This is a genomic window from Hymenobacter arizonensis (assembly GCF_900115775.1).
Classification (GTDB): Bacteria; Bacteroidota; Bacteroidia; order Cytophagales; family Hymenobacteraceae; genus Hymenobacter; species Hymenobacter arizonensis.
Genome location: NZ_FOXS01000007.1, coordinates 112,362 through 128,543, shown reverse-complemented (window position 1 = coordinate 128,543; position 16,182 = coordinate 112,362). Strand labels below are relative to the sequence as shown.

Here is a 16,182-nt window from a genome sequence, read left to right as displayed (position 1 = left end):
ATACAAAAAGCCCGGCTGCATGGATGCAGCCGGGCTTTTTGCTTCAGGTTTATTTCGAGACGCAGCAAATAAATGCCGTCCACAAAATCTGATAAATCCGTGGTTGGCTGCGCCTCTCTTAGCGTCAGACTAATACGTGCGGCACGAACTCCGACAAATTAGTAATCAGTCCCGCCTCCCGCCGGAAGCCAATGGCGCAAGCTTCGCCCGCCCAAAACACACCCGCCTGGTATCGGCGGCCCTGTGCATCGGTTGGTAGCTCGGCCCAGCGCTGGTAGAGCTGCGGCTGGTTTGAAAAATCACCGGGTACCTCAGTGCTGGCGCGGCCGTCGGGTTGGATTTCGGCCACGTTCTGGCCTTCGCGGCCGAATAGAGGCTTACGAACGTGGTGGCCAGGCAGATTAGTCAGGCTGGCTTCGAGCAGCAGGGGGTGGTGCGGAAACGTCTCCCACAGGTGAGCTAGCAGGGCTTTGCTCTGGAACATTAGGCTATACGCGGGATTGGCCGTAACCACGTCGCGGGTGAGCTGCAGGTGCACGAGGTCGTCGGTGAGCTCGGGCTCTTCCTCGGCCAGTATTTCCCAGGGCACTAGCTTAAAGAGGAAGTCGAATTTCTGCCACTGGTCGGGTGCCGTTTCGGCCCAGATGCCGCGGTCCTCGCCAGCTATCGACACTTTCATGTCGTCGACGGGGCAAATGTGGTAGTCGGCAAAGCCGGCCGCATGGGCGGCTTCGGCCAGTACGGCGCAGTTGGCTTCGTCCTCGGGGCTGTCGGGCAGGTACACGAGCAGGAGGGTGGCTTGCTTGTCGATGTTGAGGGTGCGCCAGTGGCGGAACTGGTCTTCCAGGCACTCAAACAAGCCATTGGCCTGGCTACCTTCGTCGGACTGGCCCGTGGCCACCAAGCTGGCCCACTGCACCACGCTGGTTTCGGGAAGGCTAGTGGCGGTATCGGCGTTGAACTCGAGTAGCTTGGGGCCTTCCGGCGTCATCACCAGGTCGAAGCGGCCGTAAAGGTGCCAGTGGCGCTCATCGTTCCAGGAGTGGCGCACGGCTCCCCACAGGTTGGCCGGAATGGCCAGCCGCTGCAGAAACTCATCGGGAATGGGGTCCGGAATGGCTTCCACCAGCATGTCGTAGAGCGAGTCAGCGGCTTGGAGTAGCACTTCGGCTTCGTTCTCACTGAGCTGCACCGCTTCGCGGGCCACATAGTTCTGGCAGGCTTCCTCAATGGCCCAGTCCCAGCCCAGCGTGCGCACGGCCGGTGATACGTCGCCGGTGAGGGGGAGGAGGTTTATCATGAGTCAATGAACAATTATTAATGAGCAGTCAGCACTGAAGAACGTCATGTCGAGCGCAGCCGAGACATCTCGCTCGCTTCGTTGTACGATTGGATTAGTGCCCCACGCGAGATGTCTCCGCTGCGCTCGACATGACGTTCTTCAGTGCTCGTTGAAATAAGTTACCCGCCAAAACCCCGCGAGCCGCCACGCGAGCCAAACCCGCTGCTGCGGCCGGCCGGCGCACTGCTGCGGAAGCCCCCGCGGGGCGAGCTGCGCACCGTAGAACGGCTTTCCTGGATGCCTGCGTTGGGAGAGGTGCGGCCACCAGCGAAGCCCCGGCCGTAGAAGCCGCGGCCCTGCGTCTGACGCTCCTGGGCCACGTTGGAGCGCCAGCCCTGGTTCTGCTGGAGGATGCCGGGGTTAGAGTAGGCGCCGCGGTTGGGCGTGAGGAAGCGGCCCGCCATGTAGCCAATGCCGCTCCACATAAGGATGTCCATCATGCCCGTACCGCGGGCGCGGTTTTCGGGGTTGGTGCGGCTGTAATCCTGCATTTTTTGTTGCAGAGCCTGGCCTTGCAGGGTATCGACCTTGCCATCGAAGTGGCGCAGGACGGCCGCTACTTCTTCCTTGCCCGCCGGGCGCTCAGCCGTGATTTTCCATTCGCCGGGCTGCACCTCGGTCATTTCCGTGATGACGCCCTGGCTGTAGGTTTCGCCGCCCCAGCCGGCTTCGGCGCCGTTGGTATCGGCGCGGTTGTTATCGGAGCAGGCGGCCAGCGCCAGGCCCAGGCTACTGGCTGCGGCAATCAGCAGCACGTTGCGCCGCCAGTCGCCAAGGGGGTGAAAGTGCTTTTTCATAGACTTGAGATAGGAAAGAAAGAAGTTACCTGGAAGTATAAACAGAATCTAGAACCACCGGGCTGCCAGCTGCGTGAGCTGCTCGAGCGCCGTTTGGTCGTCGTGGTCGAAGTCGTTGAGCTGGTCGCTGTCCACGTCGAGTACGCCCACCACCTGGCCTGCTTTGATAATGGGTACCACGATTTCGGATTTAGAATCGGAGCTGCAGGCAATGTGGCCGGGAAACTCTTCTACGTCGGGCACCAATAAAGTTTGGGCCTGGGCCCAACTGGCGCCGCACACGCCCTTGCCGTGGCGGATGCGCGTGCAGGCAATGGGCCCCTGAAACGGACCCAGCACCAGCTCATCGCCCTTCACCAGGTAGAAGCCGACCCAGAAAAAGCCAAAGGCCTGGCGCAGAGCGGCCGCCGTGTTGGCCAGGTTGGCAGTTAAGTCGGGCTCGCCGGTGGTCAGGGCCTCGATTTGAGGCAGCAGCTGCTGGTATTGCTCGGCTTTGGTGAGGGTGGTGTCTAGGGTGAGGTTTTCGGCCATGGAAGGCGCGAACGGGTACGTTCGCGTTGTTGAATGGTGATTTTAATAAAGGATTATTCGCCAAAAGATGCGGCGCATTACAGTTAGGCCGTGGCCCGATTACTTATCGTTCACATACCAGAACAACTCATCGGGCCCAACGTTCCGACGCTCGTGCAAACCATTTAGGCCAAGGCGTGGGGCGGCTATGCCCTGGCCCAGCTTCATGGGCGCCCGAAACACGCGAATCTCGTCCCAAAGCCCGGCATTAATCAGGGCGTTGAGCACAGTGGGGCCGCCCTCCACAAACACTGACTGAATCTGGCGCTCATACAAATCGGCCAGAACCTGCGGGATGAGGTCGTCGGCCTCGGACAGGGTCACGAGGTCGAGGTTGGTGGCGTGGCGGGGCTGCCGGTAGGTATAGATGAGGGTGGGCTGCGAGCCGTCGAGCAGGTTGTGCGAAGGCGGCAAGCACAGGTTTTTGTCGATAACGAGCCGCGTGGGCTGGGGGCCGGGCCAGTCGCGCACGTTCAGGCGGGGGTTGTCGTGCAGGGCCGTGCGCGTGCCCACCAGAATGGCCTGTTCTTCGGCCCGCCATTGGTGGGTGAGCAGGCCCGCTTGCGGGCAGCTGATTTGCACTGGCTGGAAAAAGCGCCCCGCCAGAAAGCCGTCGGCCGTTTCGGCCCATTTCAGTACCAGGTAAGGCCTTTTCTTCTCGTGGAAGCGGAAAAAGCGCCGGTTGAGCCAGCGGCCTTCTTCGGCCAGTACGCCGGTTTCGACCTTCACACCGGCCGCGCGCAGCTTTTCAATGCCTCGGCCGGCCACCAGCGGAAACGGGTCCTCGTTGCAAATCACGACTTCGGGCACTCCCTTGGCAATGAGCAAGTCGGCGCAGGGCGGGGTTTTGCCGTGGTGGGCGCAGGGCTCCAGGGTTACGTACACGCGGCTTTGGCGCAGCAGTGACTGGTCGTGCACAGCGGCCAGCGCGTTTACTTCCGCGTGCGGCCCGCCGTACTGCTGGTGCCAGCCCTCGCCAATGATGCGTCCCTGGTGAGTGACCACGCAGCCGACCAAGGGGTTGGGGCGGGCGTAGCCAGTGCCCAAGTGTGCCAAATCGAGGGCGCGGCGCATGAAAATGACATCTTCTGATTTCATCCGGTGAAGGTAGGTAACGGCTTATAGCTACGCCTTGGGCCTACCTTTGTTCCGATGACCATCCGCGAATTCACCACTACCCTGGCCTCCGCGCTGCAGCCCACCTACCCCCACCGCGAAGCCGAAGCCATTGCCACCCTCGTGGTAGAGCACCTGCTGCAAATCGATTCCCTGCAGCGCATGATGGATGCCCAGGAGCCGGTGCCCGCTGAGGCGCTGGCCGCCCTGCCGCCGCTGCAGGCGCGCTTGCTACGCCAGGAACCAGTGCAGTATGTGCTGCAAGAGGCGTTTTTCGAGGAAATGACGCTGGAGGTAAGCCCAGCCACCCTCATTCCGCGCCCCGAGACCGAGGAATTGGTCCGAGCGATTCGAATGGAGCGGCAGGGCCAGGCAGGCCTGCAGGTGCTGGACGTAGGTACGGGCTCGGGCTGCCTGGCCCTGGCGCTGGCTCGGCTGCTGCCCAAGTCTCAGGTGCTGGCCGTAGATATTTCGGAGGAAGCGTTGGCCGTCGCTCGTCGCAACGGCGCCCGCTATGCCCCAGCGGTATCATTTGAACAGGTAGATATTCTGCAGGCCATGCCAGCTACCATACCACCTGCTTCGCTCGACATTTTGGTGAGTAACCCACCTTATGTGCGCGAAAGCGAGCGGACCCAGATGCGGGAAAACGTACTGGCCTGGGAGCCCGCCACCGCACTGTTTGTGCCCGACGAGGACCCGTTGCTGTTTTATCGCCGCTTGTGCGAAGTTGGCCGCGAATTGCTCCGCCCCGGCGGTGGCCTCTACTTGGAAATCAACGAAGCGCTGGGCGAGGAAACGGCGGCGTTGGTGCAGGAGTACGGCTTCAGTGATGTGCGCGTGCTGGCCGATATGTTCGACAAGCCGCGGGTGGTGCGCGGCACCCGTGAGTAGTTTGTTGAGCGCAGCTTTCCAGCTTATTTAAGGCGTCACGTACTGACTATAGTCCGTAATGTATGCTCAGCGGTAATCATCGAACTATGTCCTGATAGTCCGTGTCTTTACAGTCAATTTCTGGATTGACCGCAGTTGTGGCTGACTCTTTTATACCGCCCCTAAACGCTGATAAATGAGCATTTTTGGGGCGTGTGGCTTCAAACATAGCCTCTTTTTTTGGCGTTATTTGCGCAGCACACGTAGTTATTCTTTCAACCTTTTCTAACCTACCTATACTATGAGCCAAGAGCAAAATCCCACGTCTGGCGACGGCACGGGCACCGCGGTAAACGGGGCAGGCACTTCACAAGACGGCCGCATGGCTGCCGGCGAAAACGCCCAAACCCTCACCACTCGCCAGGGCCATCCCCTGACCAACAACCAGAACACCCGCACCATAGGCAACCGCGGCCCGGCTACGCTCGAGAACTATCAGTTCATTGAGAAAATCAGCCATTTCGACCGCGAGCGAGTGCCTGAGCGCGTGGTGCACGCCCGCGGCGCCGGCGCCCACGGCGTATTCGAAGCCTACGGCAAAGTGGGCGATGAGCCCATTGAAAAGTACACCCGCGCCAAGCTGTTCAACACTCCTGGCAAAGAGACGCCGGTGTTTGTGCGCTTCAGCACGGTGGGCCACGGCGGCCACTCCCCCGAAACCCTGCGCGACCCACGCGGCTTCGCGGTAAAGTTCTACACCGAAGACGGCAACTGGGACTTGGTTGGCAACAACCTGAAGGTGTTCTTTATTCGCGATGCCATGAAGTTTCCGGACCTCATTCACTCGCAGAAGCCCGACCCGGTGCACAACCGCCAGACCGGCGAACGCATTTTTGACTTCATCTCGAACACGCCCGAGGCCATGCACATGGTGTCGTTCCTGTTTTCGCCCTGGGGCATTCCGGCCAATTACCGCCAAATGCAAGGCTCGGGTGTGAACACCTACAAGTGGGTAAACGCCGCTGGCGAAGCCGTGCTGGTGAAATACCACTGGGAGCCGCAGCAAGGCATTAAAAACCTGACTGCTTCCGAAGCCGAAGCCATTCAGGCCAAGAACTTCAACCACGCCACCCAGGACCTGTTCGAGAACATCGAGAAGGGCAACTTTCCCAAATGGGAGCTGCGCGTGCAGATTATGAGCGACGACGAGCACCCGGAGCTGGACTTTGACCCGCTCGACGACACCAAAATCTGGCCCGAAGACCAGTTCCCGCACCTGCCCGTGGGCATGATGACGCTGAATAAGAACCCCGAAAATTACTTCGCTGAGGTCGAGCAGTCGGCGTTTGGCACGGGTGTGCTGGTAGATGGCCTCGATTTCTCCGATGACAAGATGCTGCAGGGTCGTACGTTCTCGTACTCCGATACCCAGCGCTACCGCGTGGGCACCAACTACTTGCAACTGCCCATCAACGCGCCCAAAAAGCACGTGGCCACTAACCAGCGCGACGGCCAGATGGCCTACCACGTGGACTCGGCCCCGGGCCAGAACAACCACATCAACTACGAGCCCAGTTCGCTCAACGGCCTGAAGGAGGCGCCCCGTACCGCGCCCGACCACATGCCGCAGTACAACGGCCGTTTGATGCGCGAATCCATCGACCGCACCAACAACTTCAAGCAAGCTGGTGAGCGCTACCGCCTGCACGAGGATTGGGAGCGCGACGACCTCATCAACAACATGGTGGGCGCTCTCGCCGATGCCAACCGCACCGTGAGCGACAAAATGGTTGAGCTGTGTACCAACTGCGACGCCGACTGGGGCCGCCGCCTGGCCGAAGGCCTGCAGGCCGCCCGCGCTGGCAAAAGCGCCGAAGGCGGCAACCAGTACAACGAAAGCCGTGGCTCAGAAGCCGTGGCAGAAGCCGAAGAAATGGCGCACGACGCCAAGCCTTACTAATCCAGAGGCACAAATAAAAAAGGGCTCCCAGTAGGGAGCCCTTTTTTATTGCTACGTCAAATAGGATACTATTCAACCTCAGCCCGGCACTAACGCGCCACTCGCTCTGTATTTGGCCGGTCTGGCACGGTGGTCTGACCGCAAGTGCCCTGGGAGTCACCATGTGCCAAGTGTGCAGGCAAGGCATTGATGGATACCGTAATGGCGTGCCCTTTGTGGCATATAGTAACCTTTGTATTGCTAATAGCAGTCATGGTTTTATCCACACTGATAGAAGCTCGGCTAGGTTTCGTGCCTGCAAATGCCGGGTTGGCTATGCTGGTAGCATAGGCACAGATTGCTCCGGACAGCAGAATAGCTCGGGTAAAAGTATTGCTTGGCATAACTAAATAAAGGTGGGAATTAAACAGTGGACAACTCCCCACTGCGAAGGAGACCCAACGCTGCTAATGCCGTTGGGCCCGCTAAATTATACAAAATAATTTTTATCAAAGGCATAAGTTGTTGACGAAGATAAATTTACTAATGATTATCAAATGAGATAAGTTGTTAAAATTATAAAATAAATAAAATATGATAAAAAATATGAAATGGGCATTCACTATAGAATTAAAAAATATGAGGCTCTACCAAAATTGTATATTTATGAGTTGGAAAAATTATTAAAAATTAAAAAAGCCAGATACTCTATTTCTCATGATGGAGAAACCGAGTATCTGGCTTAGCTAAAAAGAAAATCAGCAGGCTTACAAATTCTGCTTCACAAAATTGGTCATCTGCCGGTAGAGGTGCAGGCGCGTGTTGCCGCCCCCGATGCCGTGGTTGCGGTTGGGGTAGTACAGCGTCTGGTAGTCTTTGTCGGCTTTAATCAGGGCGTCGACGAAGGCGATGGAGTTTTGGAAGTGCACGTTGTCGTCGCCGGTGCCGTGCACGAGCAGGAACTTGCCTTTGAGGTTTTGCGCGAACTGCACGGGTGAGTTCTCGTCGTAGCCGGCGGGGTTTTCCTGGGGTGTTTTGAGGTAGCGCTCCGTGTACACGGTGTCGTAGTAGCGCCAGTTGGTGACGGGCGCCACGGCGATGCCCATTTTGAAGAGGTCAGGGTTCTTGGTCATGGCCAGCGAGGTCATATAGCCGCCGTAGCTCCAGCCCCAAATGCCGATGCGCGACTTGTCAACGTAGGGAAGGCTGCCGAGGTACTTGGCGCCTTCGCCCTGGTCAATGGTCTCCAGCTTGCCCAGGTTGGCATAAGTGGACTTGCGGAAAGCCGAGCCGCGGCCCGAAGTACCGCGGTTTTCTACTGAAACCACGATGTAACCCTGCTGGGCCAGCATCTGGTGCCAGAGGTAGTTAGTAAAAGCCGTGCCGCCGCCGGCGTTGTCGAGCACGGTCTGGGAGCTGCTGGTGCCGAAGCTGGGACCGCCGTACACGTGCATGAGCACCGGATACTTTTTGTTGGGGTCGAAGTTGCTGGGCTTAATCATCCAACCGTTCAGGTCGATGCCTTCCGACGTTTTGAAGTTGATGAATTCGTGCTTGCCAAGGTCGTACTGCGTCAGGGTCTGAACCAGCTTGGAGTTGTCTTCCAGCACCTTCACCAGCTTGCCGGTGCTGCCCTCGCGCAGGCTCACTAGGGCCGGCACGCCGGCCGAGGAGTGCGTATTGAGGAAGTACTTGGTGTCGGGGCTCATGTTCACCACGTCGGTGCCGTTTTCGGCGTCGCTGATGCGCTTTTTGCCCGTGCCCTTCAGGTTGACGCGGTAGAGGTGACGCTGCAACGGCGAGCCCTCGGTGCTGGTGTAGTACACGAAGCCGCTTTTGGGGTCGAAGCCGTTGATGGCGCTGATTTCCCAGTTGCCCTTGGTGAGCTGGCGCAACTGCTTGCCGTTCATGTCGTGCAGGTAGAGGTGCTGGTAGCCGTCCTTCTCGCTGGTGAAGATGAACTGCTTGCCGCCGGCCAGGTACTTCAGGTCGTCGTTGATTTCCACGTAAGCCGGATTGGTGTCGGTCAGCACCACGCGGGTGGCGCCGGTGCGGGTGTCGGCGTGCAGAATTTCGAGCTTGTTCTGCAGGCGGTTCAGGCGCTGAATGCTGAGCGTGTTGGGCGCTGTGGTCCACTGCAGGCGGGGAATGTACTGGTCGGGCTCGGGGCCTACGTCCATTTTGGTGGTGCGGGCGCTGGCTACGTCGTAGGTCGAAACGCTGACCACTGAGTTTTTCTCGCCGGCTTTGGGGTATTTAAACCGGTACTCCTCGGGGTAAAGGTCGCCCCACTTTTGCATGTCGTACTCCGGCACCTGGCTTTCGTCGAAGGTGAAGAAGGCAATCTGCTTGCTGTCGGGCGACCAGAAAAAGCCTTGGGCAAAGCCAAATTCCTCTTCGTACACCCAGTCGGCAGAGCCGTTTATGAGTTGGTTTTTCACGCCGTTGGTGGTCACGGCGGTTTCTTGCATGGTGGCCAGGTCGGTCACAAACACGTTGTTGTCGCGGGTGAAGGCCACGCGCTGGCCATCGGGCGAAAACGTGGCGTAGCCCTGCTTGCCGCTGGCGCTCAGCGGCGTGAGCTTTTTGGTGCCGCGGTCGAATACGTAATAGCTGGCTCGCGCACTGTGCCGATAAATGGGCTCGGTGCCGGTAGTGAACAGCACCTTCTGCTCGTTGGCATTGAAAGAGTAGCCGTCCACGGCCAGGGGCTTGTCGGAGCCTTCTACTTTCAGGTCGGTGGCTGCTACTAAGTTTTGCACGGCCTTGCCGGTCGTTACTTCGTGCTGCACGAGGCCCCCGGCTTCTAGCGCCGAGTAGTACCGGCCATCGTTCATCCAGTTGAATCCTGGCACGCTCGCGGCGCGAAACGTGGGTTTGGCCCAAATATCTTCTAAGGTGAGAGGCAGCTTTTGCTGCGCCTGAACAGTGGTAGGAGTGAAGCCTGGCAGCAGGGCCGGTCCGTTGGTGGCCAGTAGCGCGGCCAGCGCAAAAAAGCGAAAACGCATATACTATAAAGGGCGTGAGCGAAATAAGGAAGGGAACAGAACGTTAAAGGTAATAGCCACCGGCAGCACCTGTGCAGCCCGGGCCTCCCGCTACCTTTGCACTATGCGCTTTCGCCTTCTGTACGTTTTTCTGCCCTTGCTGCTGGGCGCTTGCTCTAAAGCAAAGGGCCCAGTACGCCTCGACTTCATCGGCAACACCGCCCTGACGTCCAGTAACCGCACTGCTTCCCCCAACGATACCCTCTCCACCCGAGCTTACGCCGTGGGCGGCGAAAGCCTGCTGCGGCGCCTGCGCATCGAGGTTACCTACACGCCCGGCCTAAGCCCCATTCTGTATCCACTGCCGATTTCGAATTTCGACGCTGACAATGCCCCAGCCTCCCAAACCCTCGTTTACCTGGATTCGCTGATAACGCCCCTTTTCAGCACTCGCAACTACACTTCTCCTTATAAAGGCGGCGAGTACATCTTCGACAACCGCTTCTCGGCGCGCTCTACCTCTGGCATCGAACAATGGACATACACCGCGACGGATGCCGACGGCCAAAGCGCTTCCCGCTCCTACCGCATCACGGTGAGCAAGGCGGATTCCGCTGCCGTGTTTCATAACTACACCGTGCTAATGCGGCCCCAGCCCGCGACGGCCACCGATACCCTCCGCAACCGGGCCCGGGTGTTTCTCAACCTGCGCTACGGCTTGCTCTTACCCCGATACGCTGTGCTAAATAATGAAACAACGGTGCAGCCCAACCAGCGGCTGATTGACTTGGTGTGCGTGACCAACAGCACCGGGGCCACCATCCGCCTTGATGGCCCCGCATCCGATAGCCTGGGGCGCCGGCTGTCGACGGCCCGGTGGCCTCGGGCCAACCGCAATGCCACCCGATTGTTGCGCACCAGCCTCACCGCCGCGCAGTTTGCCGAAGCGCGCACCACTGCCAACTTCGTCTCGGCCTTTGCGGCAGGCACGCCGTTCTTCACTAGCGACAGTTTATCAACCGGCGTGCTGGCCCAAAACAATGTAATTGCTTTCCGCACCGGCGAAGGGTATTATGGATTGCTGCTGGTGGGACAACTAGTGCCCGGCACTTCTCCTTTGCTTAACTGCAGCATTAAGGTTCAGAAATAGCCGGGCACAGGTAATCAAAGCCCTGCACCTCAAACAAGAAAGGCTGCCCCAATAGGAGCAGCCTTTTTGCTTGTGTGGCACTGCGGCCCAACCAGGCACTAGAAAGTGACGCCGGCCGTGACACTGGTGGTGAAGCGGTTGTTGCTTACGTTCACAACCGGCTGCAAGCCATTGACCAACGAGTAAGGAGTATAGATTTGGTTGAAGGTGGTGTACACCGCGGCCGCGTCAATAAAGAAGTTGCCCTGCCGCATGCCTATACCTCCAGTATAGAAGTTCTGGGCGCGCTCGCTGCCGGTATCAGTCTTGTAAGGGCTGCCATACCGCGCAAAGCCCAGCCGTGCCCGGAAGATATCGAAGCGGCCCTCGGCCCCGAGGCGCAGGTTGAGGGCGCTCTGGTAGCGGGTTTTGATGGCGTTGTTTTCATCGGTAATTATCTGGCTGCCAACGTCGTCAGTGTTGGCAAAGCGCGCCCGTCCGTAGCCCACGTATTCCACATCGCCGGTAATGAAGCCCAATTTGCCTATGGTATAGGCTAAACCGCCATTGGCTCGGAGCGGCGAATTCAGGGCGTATTCGTAGTCGTTCGGGTCGAAAGCCACGGTTCTTTCGCCCACGGGCAGGTCGCTGGGTACCCGGTCGGCGCCTTGAGCGCTGAACTCAGACGTCAGGCTTTCATCAAATGTCTCCGTAAAGCGCATGTAAGTAGGGGTCTGAACCGAAGCGCCTACCCGCAAGTTGTCGGTAGCTCGATAGATGGCGCCCACTCGCGCATTCACACCGGAGCCCTGCGTTTTTTGTACAGTTCGGCTGCGCAAGCCAATGAAATAAGTGCTTGGGTCGTTATCGGTTTCGCTCAGCACACGGGTTTCCGTGAAGTTGGAGCTCACAATGCCAATGGCGCCGCCGATGTACAGCCGGTCGCGGTAGCTGGCGCCGTAGCCCAGGTCAAACTGCGACTGTGAGCCAGAAGTCGTTACCAATTCTCCCTGATTCAGCACGCTGCCTTGCTGCCGCAGCACCACGGCTGAGTCGCGTCGGGCTCCGGTGCGGGCCTGCCGGACGTCGGCCAGAAAGGCACCGTAGGCAAGGCCCAAATTAGTGGTGTATCGGTTGTTGTCGAACTGATTATCCAAGTCGTCATAGAACGCCTGGTTGCGGACGCCGGCCTGAGGCCTCAGGCGCGAAAGAAACGACTGGTTGTTATTAATGGAACCCTGGTAGTTCGAAGCACTATTGAAATCGGCTACGCGTGTGAAGCCCAGCGCAAACGACCCGGCCCGCCAGTTGGTGGTCTGGTCATCGTCGGGGCGCCGGGTGGTGAATACCAGGCCCGCGCTGCCCACGTGAAAGCTGTTTTGGGTTGCCTCCTGGGCCGCGGCCGAGTTACCCTCGATGCGGCCCTCGCCTTGACCAAAGCCAACGCCCGGCGTGAAGTGAAGTTCGGATTTCTGATACATGCCCAAGCCAGCTGGGTTGCTGGTCAGGTTGCCAAAATCGGCGCCCAGCGCCACGTTGGCTCCGCCAATGCCCAGGGTGCGGGCAGGCCCGCCAAACTGCAGGCGGGAATGGCGAAGAGCATCGCTGGCAAATTGGGCAAAGGCGTGGCTGGCCGACCCTGCAACCAGGGCCAGGCTGAGCCAAATTATCCGTTTTTTCATGAGAAGGGTAGGAAGAAAAGGAGCCGGCCGTTAGGCCGGCTCGCTGAGAAGGGTTTTGCAGAAATCAACAGCTTAACACTTAGTCGCGGCTACGGCCACGGCTGCCACCGCCACCACCTCCGCCACCACCACCGCTGTTGTACGACGGGGCCGAGTAGGAGGGCTGGCTGGAGCGCTGGGGCTCGTAAGACTGCTGACGAGGTTGCTCGTAGGTACGCGTGCGCTCCTGACGGGGCTGTTCGTACGTGCGCTGGCGCACGGGCTGGTCAGCTGTCTGGCCCGCGGGGTTGCTGGGAGGGGTAACAACGTTCTGGAAGAAACCACCCCGACGACGCTGACCCTCCTGTGGGGTAGTGGTCTGCTCGCGCTGGGGCGTGGCGTCTCCCTCGCGCACAATGCGCTCCCCGGGCTGCGTCATGTCGCGGTACACGGGTTGCTCGCCGCGCATCTGGCGGCGCGGGCGGTTGTAGCCCTCATTGCGACCGTTTTCAGTGGGCGAAGCCGAAATGTTCTCCGAACGCGTCTGGGTGCCCGTAGCGCCGTCAATGGTTTGCGGAGTGCCGGGCGCAAGGCGGTCCTGAACGCGGGCCCGACCCGGCGCAACCGTTGCATCGGCGTTGCGCACGGCCCCGTTGGGGCTGGCAGTGCCGCCACCAGCCGAGTAGCGGCCGTCCATCACGCGGTTGTTGCGGGGGCCATAGGTGCGGCTGGGGCGCACGTTTTCGTTACCGAAAGAGCGATTGCCGTAGCCGAAATTGTTGCCATGGAAAGCATTGCCGTAGTACGCGCCCCGGCCATAAAACCCGCTATAAAACGGCCCACCGTGGAAGAAGGGGTCGTAGAAGCCAGCCCCGTAACCCATGCCCAAGCCCATGCGCCGGCCGTAGCCAAAGCCACCAAACCCCCACGGGTTTCCAAAGCCCATGCTGATGCTTAGCCCCGGGCCATAGCCGTAGAAAGGACTAGCAAAGGGGCTGAAGAACGGGTCGTAGAAGCCAAAAGGCGACATGCCGAAGCCTCCCATGCCTCCCCATGCCCCAGCATAGTTGAGGTTGGTGTAGGGGCTATAAGGCGTGTAGTAGCTCACGCCAGGGCCAGGCACTCCACGCATGTAAGTGTATGTGTTATCGTAGTACTCGTCCGAGCCGCTGTTTTGGTTTTGGCGGGTTGAAGAGCGGGCCGTGCTGCCGTTGTAGTCGGGGTTAGCGGCTTCTTCGTTGCTAGCCGGCTCCTGTTCGGGCGCGGCGCGTACTATGGCCGTAGTGCGGTCTTTAGAAGAATAGTAAACGCCGTCGTCCTCCGAAGAGGCCAAACCGGCAGTGCTCGCACAACCGCTCAACGCGAGCAAGGCCAAGGCGGGCAAATATGCGGTGAGCAGGTTTTTCATGATTGAAATAGAAAGAGTGTGAGGGTGCCGTAAAATAACAACGCAAACCGGGCAAGCCGGCTAATGCTGTTGATACTCAGTGGTAGCTAAACAATAGTAACGTCAAAAAAATGCTGCCGATGCCCGTATGGTGCAGCCCAAAGGCCAATTACCAACCAATACGAGGTCCGCGCATTAATAACGTAATTTGACCCCGAAACGGTGCCCTTTTGTTAGGTCAAATCTTGTACCAGACTTAGGAACTTTTTCAATCAAATCTTAGATGCCTCCCATGAGCAAAAAGTTGCCTACCCGCCAAGAAGATTATTCGCTTTGGTACAATGAGTTAGTGAAGCGCGCTGGCTTGGCCGAGAATTCGGCCGTGCGCGGCTGCATGGTTATTAAACCTTATGGCTACGCCATTTGGGAAAAAATGCAGCGCCAATTGGACGACATGTTCAAGCGCACCGGCCACGAAAATGCGTACTTCCCCATCTTCATCCCCAAAAGTCTCTTCGAAGCCGAAGAAAAAAACGCCGAGGGCTTCGCTAAAGAGTGCGCCGTAGTAACCCACTACCGCCTCCAAACCGACCCCGACAACCCCGGCAAGCTGCGCGTGGACCCTGCTGCCAAACTGGAAGAGGAACTGGTGGTGCGCCCTACTTCGGAAGCCATCATCTGGAGCACCTACAAAAACTGGGTGCAGAGCTACCGCGACCTGCCGCTGCTAATCAACCAGTGGGCCAACGTGGTGCGCTGGGAAATGCGTACCCGCCTGTTTTTGCGCACCGCCGAGTTTCTGTGGCAGGAAGGCCACACCGCCCACGCCACTGCTGAAGAAGCCGTAGCCGAAACCCGCCAGATGCTCGACGTGTACGCCGAGTTCGCCGAGGAGCACATGGCACTGCCGGTAGTGAAAGGCGTGAAGACGCCCAACGAGCGGTTTGCCGGCGCCGAGGACACTTATTGCATCGAGGCGCTGATGCAGGATGGCAAAGCCCTGCAAGCCGGCACCAGTCACTTCCTGGGCCAGAACTTCGCCAAGGCCTTTGACGTGACCTTTGCCACCAAAGAAGGTGGCCTCGAGCACGTATGGGGCACCAGCTGGGGTGTGAGCACCCGCCTGATGGGCGCCCTGGTAATGGCGCACTCCGACGACGAAGGCCTGGTGCTGCCGCCCAAGCTGGCGCCCATTCAGGTAGTCATCGTGCCCATCTACAAAACCGGCGAGCTTGATGCGCTGCTTGAGCGCATCCGGCCCATTCAGCAAGGCCTCATTGCGCGGGGCATTGCCGTGAAAGTGGACAGCCGCGACACCGAGCGCCCCGGCTTCAAGTTTGCCGAGTGGGAGATGAAGGGCGTACCCGTGCGCCTGGCCATCGGCGCCCGCGACCTTGATGCTGGCACCGTAGAAGTAGCCCGCCGCGACACCAAGGAGAAAATGAGCCTGCCCCTGGCCGACATCGTGGCCAGCGTCGACCGGCTGTTAAATGATATTCAGCAGAATATTTACGAAAAGGCCAAGAAATTCCGCGATACCCACATGACGCGGGTCGACAGCTACGACGAGTTCAAGCGGGTGCTCGACACCGATGCTGGCTTTGTGCTGGCGCACTACGATGGGACTTCCGAAACCGAAGAGCGCATCAAAACCGAAACGAAGGCCACTGTGCGCTGCCTGGCGCTGAACGAGCCCGACGAGGAGGGCATCTGCATGGTGACGGGGAACCCCAGTCCGCGCCGCGCCTACTTCGCTCGAGCCTATTAAAAGCTTGATTAATTAAATAATGGAGATTAGTGCATAAATATTAAGGTATATTACTACCTTGGCAAGCAAATGGGCTGCGCGTCTGCGCAGCCCTCACTTTCCCTACTTGCTATGCGTGCACTCTTACTCACTCTGATGATGGCAGCAGCTGTTGCTAGCCACGCCCAAACTCTCACCCCCGTTGCGGTACCAGGCCGGGCCGCGGTAAAGCTTGAGAAAGTGCTCAAGAAAATCCGAAACGGGGTGGTAACCGACAAGCGCCCTGCTTCTTTGCCTGTAGAGGCGCGGCCCGCGCTCAATCGCATTTTGGTGGAGTCCACCAACGAGTTTTTGGCCATCACCTCAACCAATCCCACCAAGGAAGCCTACCTGCAATCCCTTGATGCCAGCCTAAACCAGCTGCACCCATTGGTGAAAAAGGTGGAAGAGCGCCAAGACCTGGCCGTCTACTACCAGGACTTGCTGGAGATTGTGGGCCTGGAAAGCTCCGAAGGCTTGCTGAGCGCTTTCGTGGAGAAGAAGCCTGTGGCAGCTCGGCGCTAGGCGCCCAGGCCAGGGAGTGGTCAGCCATTAAGCTGGCCGCTGCGTATCTTTAAGAAACCTATTTCTGTAC

General features: G+C 58.9%; 12 protein-coding genes. 5 read left to right on the top strand and 7 right to left on the bottom strand.

Features of this window, described 5'->3' with window-relative positions:
* Positions 1-124 precede the first annotated feature (124 nt).
* The 4 genes from BMZ66_RS20765 to ribD form a co-directional block, all read right to left on the bottom strand.
* Positions 125-1,300 carry a glutathionylspermidine synthase family protein gene (locus tag BMZ66_RS20765; protein WP_092677996.1) on the bottom strand — a complete coding sequence of 392 codons (1,176 nt, stop codon included), beginning with the start codon at positions 1,298-1,300 and terminating at the stop codon, positions 125-127.
* A gap of 161 nt (positions 1,301-1,461) precedes the next feature.
* Positions 1,462-2,139, bottom strand: coding sequence for a Cj0371 family chemotaxis-regulating polar lipoprotein (locus BMZ66_RS20760; RefSeq protein ID WP_092677994.1), 678 nt, complete (start codon positions 2,137-2,139; stop codon positions 1,462-1,464).
* Positions 2,140-2,187: 48 nt separating this feature from the next.
* Positions 2,188-2,670: a free L-methionine (R)-S-oxide reductase MsrC gene (locus tag BMZ66_RS20755; RefSeq protein WP_092677992.1), complete on the bottom strand. Its 483-nt coding sequence runs from the start codon at positions 2,668-2,670 to the stop codon at positions 2,188-2,190.
* A gap of 99 nt (positions 2,671-2,769) precedes the next feature.
* The gene (gene ribD / locus BMZ66_RS20750) at positions 2,770-3,807 is read right to left on the bottom strand and encodes a bifunctional diaminohydroxyphosphoribosylaminopyrimidine deaminase/5-amino-6-(5-phosphoribosylamino)uracil reductase RibD (protein WP_092677990.1); all 1,038 of its coding nucleotides are present in this window, start codon (positions 3,805-3,807) and stop codon (positions 2,770-2,772) included.
* Between the two features lie 54 nt (positions 3,808-3,861).
* Here ribD and prmC point away from each other — a divergent pair, with 54 nt between their 5' ends.
* Together prmC and BMZ66_RS20740 are read left to right on the top strand one after the other, a co-directional pair.
* Entirely contained in the window at positions 3,862-4,719 is an 858-nt protein-coding gene (prmC, locus tag BMZ66_RS20745) for a peptide chain release factor N(5)-glutamine methyltransferase (RefSeq protein WP_092677988.1), read from the top strand.
* A 361-nt stretch (positions 4,720-5,080) separates the two neighbouring features.
* Positions 5,081-6,658, top strand: a complete 1,578-nt coding sequence (locus tag BMZ66_RS20740; RefSeq protein WP_234795199.1) for a catalase — start codon at positions 5,081-5,083, stop codon at positions 6,656-6,658.
* Between the two features lie 746 nt (positions 6,659-7,404).
* On the opposite strand, the gene BMZ66_RS20735 is transcribed toward BMZ66_RS20740, so the two are convergent.
* Positions 7,405-9,645: a S9 family peptidase gene (locus tag BMZ66_RS20735; protein ID WP_092677984.1), complete on the bottom strand. Its 2,241-nt coding sequence runs from the start codon at positions 9,643-9,645 to the stop codon at positions 7,405-7,407.
* 103 nt (positions 9,646-9,748) lie between these two features.
* On the opposite strand from BMZ66_RS20735, the gene BMZ66_RS20730 reads away from it, so the two are divergent.
* Complete coding sequence (locus BMZ66_RS20730) at positions 9,749-10,774, top strand: hypothetical protein (RefSeq protein ID WP_092677982.1); 1,026 nt, start codon at positions 9,749-9,751, stop codon at positions 10,772-10,774.
* Between the two features lie 98 nt (positions 10,775-10,872).
* Here the strand turns inward: BMZ66_RS20730 and BMZ66_RS20725 are convergent, their stop codons facing one another.
* Together BMZ66_RS20725 and BMZ66_RS20720 are read right to left on the bottom strand one after the other, a co-directional pair.
* A complete protein-coding gene (locus BMZ66_RS20725; protein ID WP_092677981.1) occupies positions 10,873-12,435 on the bottom strand; it encodes an OmpP1/FadL family transporter in 1,563 nt (520 codons plus the stop codon).
* Positions 12,436-12,514: 79 nt separating this feature from the next.
* Positions 12,515-13,822 carry a hypothetical protein gene (locus BMZ66_RS20720; protein ID WP_092677979.1) on the bottom strand — a complete coding sequence of 436 codons (1,308 nt, stop codon included), beginning with the start codon at positions 13,820-13,822 and terminating at the stop codon, positions 12,515-12,517.
* A gap of 271 nt (positions 13,823-14,093) precedes the next feature.
* Here BMZ66_RS20720 and proS point away from each other — a divergent pair, with 271 nt between their 5' ends.
* Positions 14,094-15,569 carry a proline--tRNA ligase gene (proS, locus tag BMZ66_RS20715; RefSeq protein ID WP_092677977.1) on the top strand — a complete coding sequence of 492 codons (1,476 nt, stop codon included), beginning with the start codon at positions 14,094-14,096 and terminating at the stop codon, positions 15,567-15,569.
* Positions 15,570-15,680: 111 nt separating this feature from the next.
* The gene (locus BMZ66_RS20710) at positions 15,681-16,112 is read left to right on the top strand and encodes a DUF4844 domain-containing protein (protein WP_177204836.1); all 432 of its coding nucleotides are present in this window, start codon (positions 15,681-15,683) and stop codon (positions 16,110-16,112) included.
* The last annotated feature ends 70 nt before the right edge of the window (positions 16,113-16,182 follow it).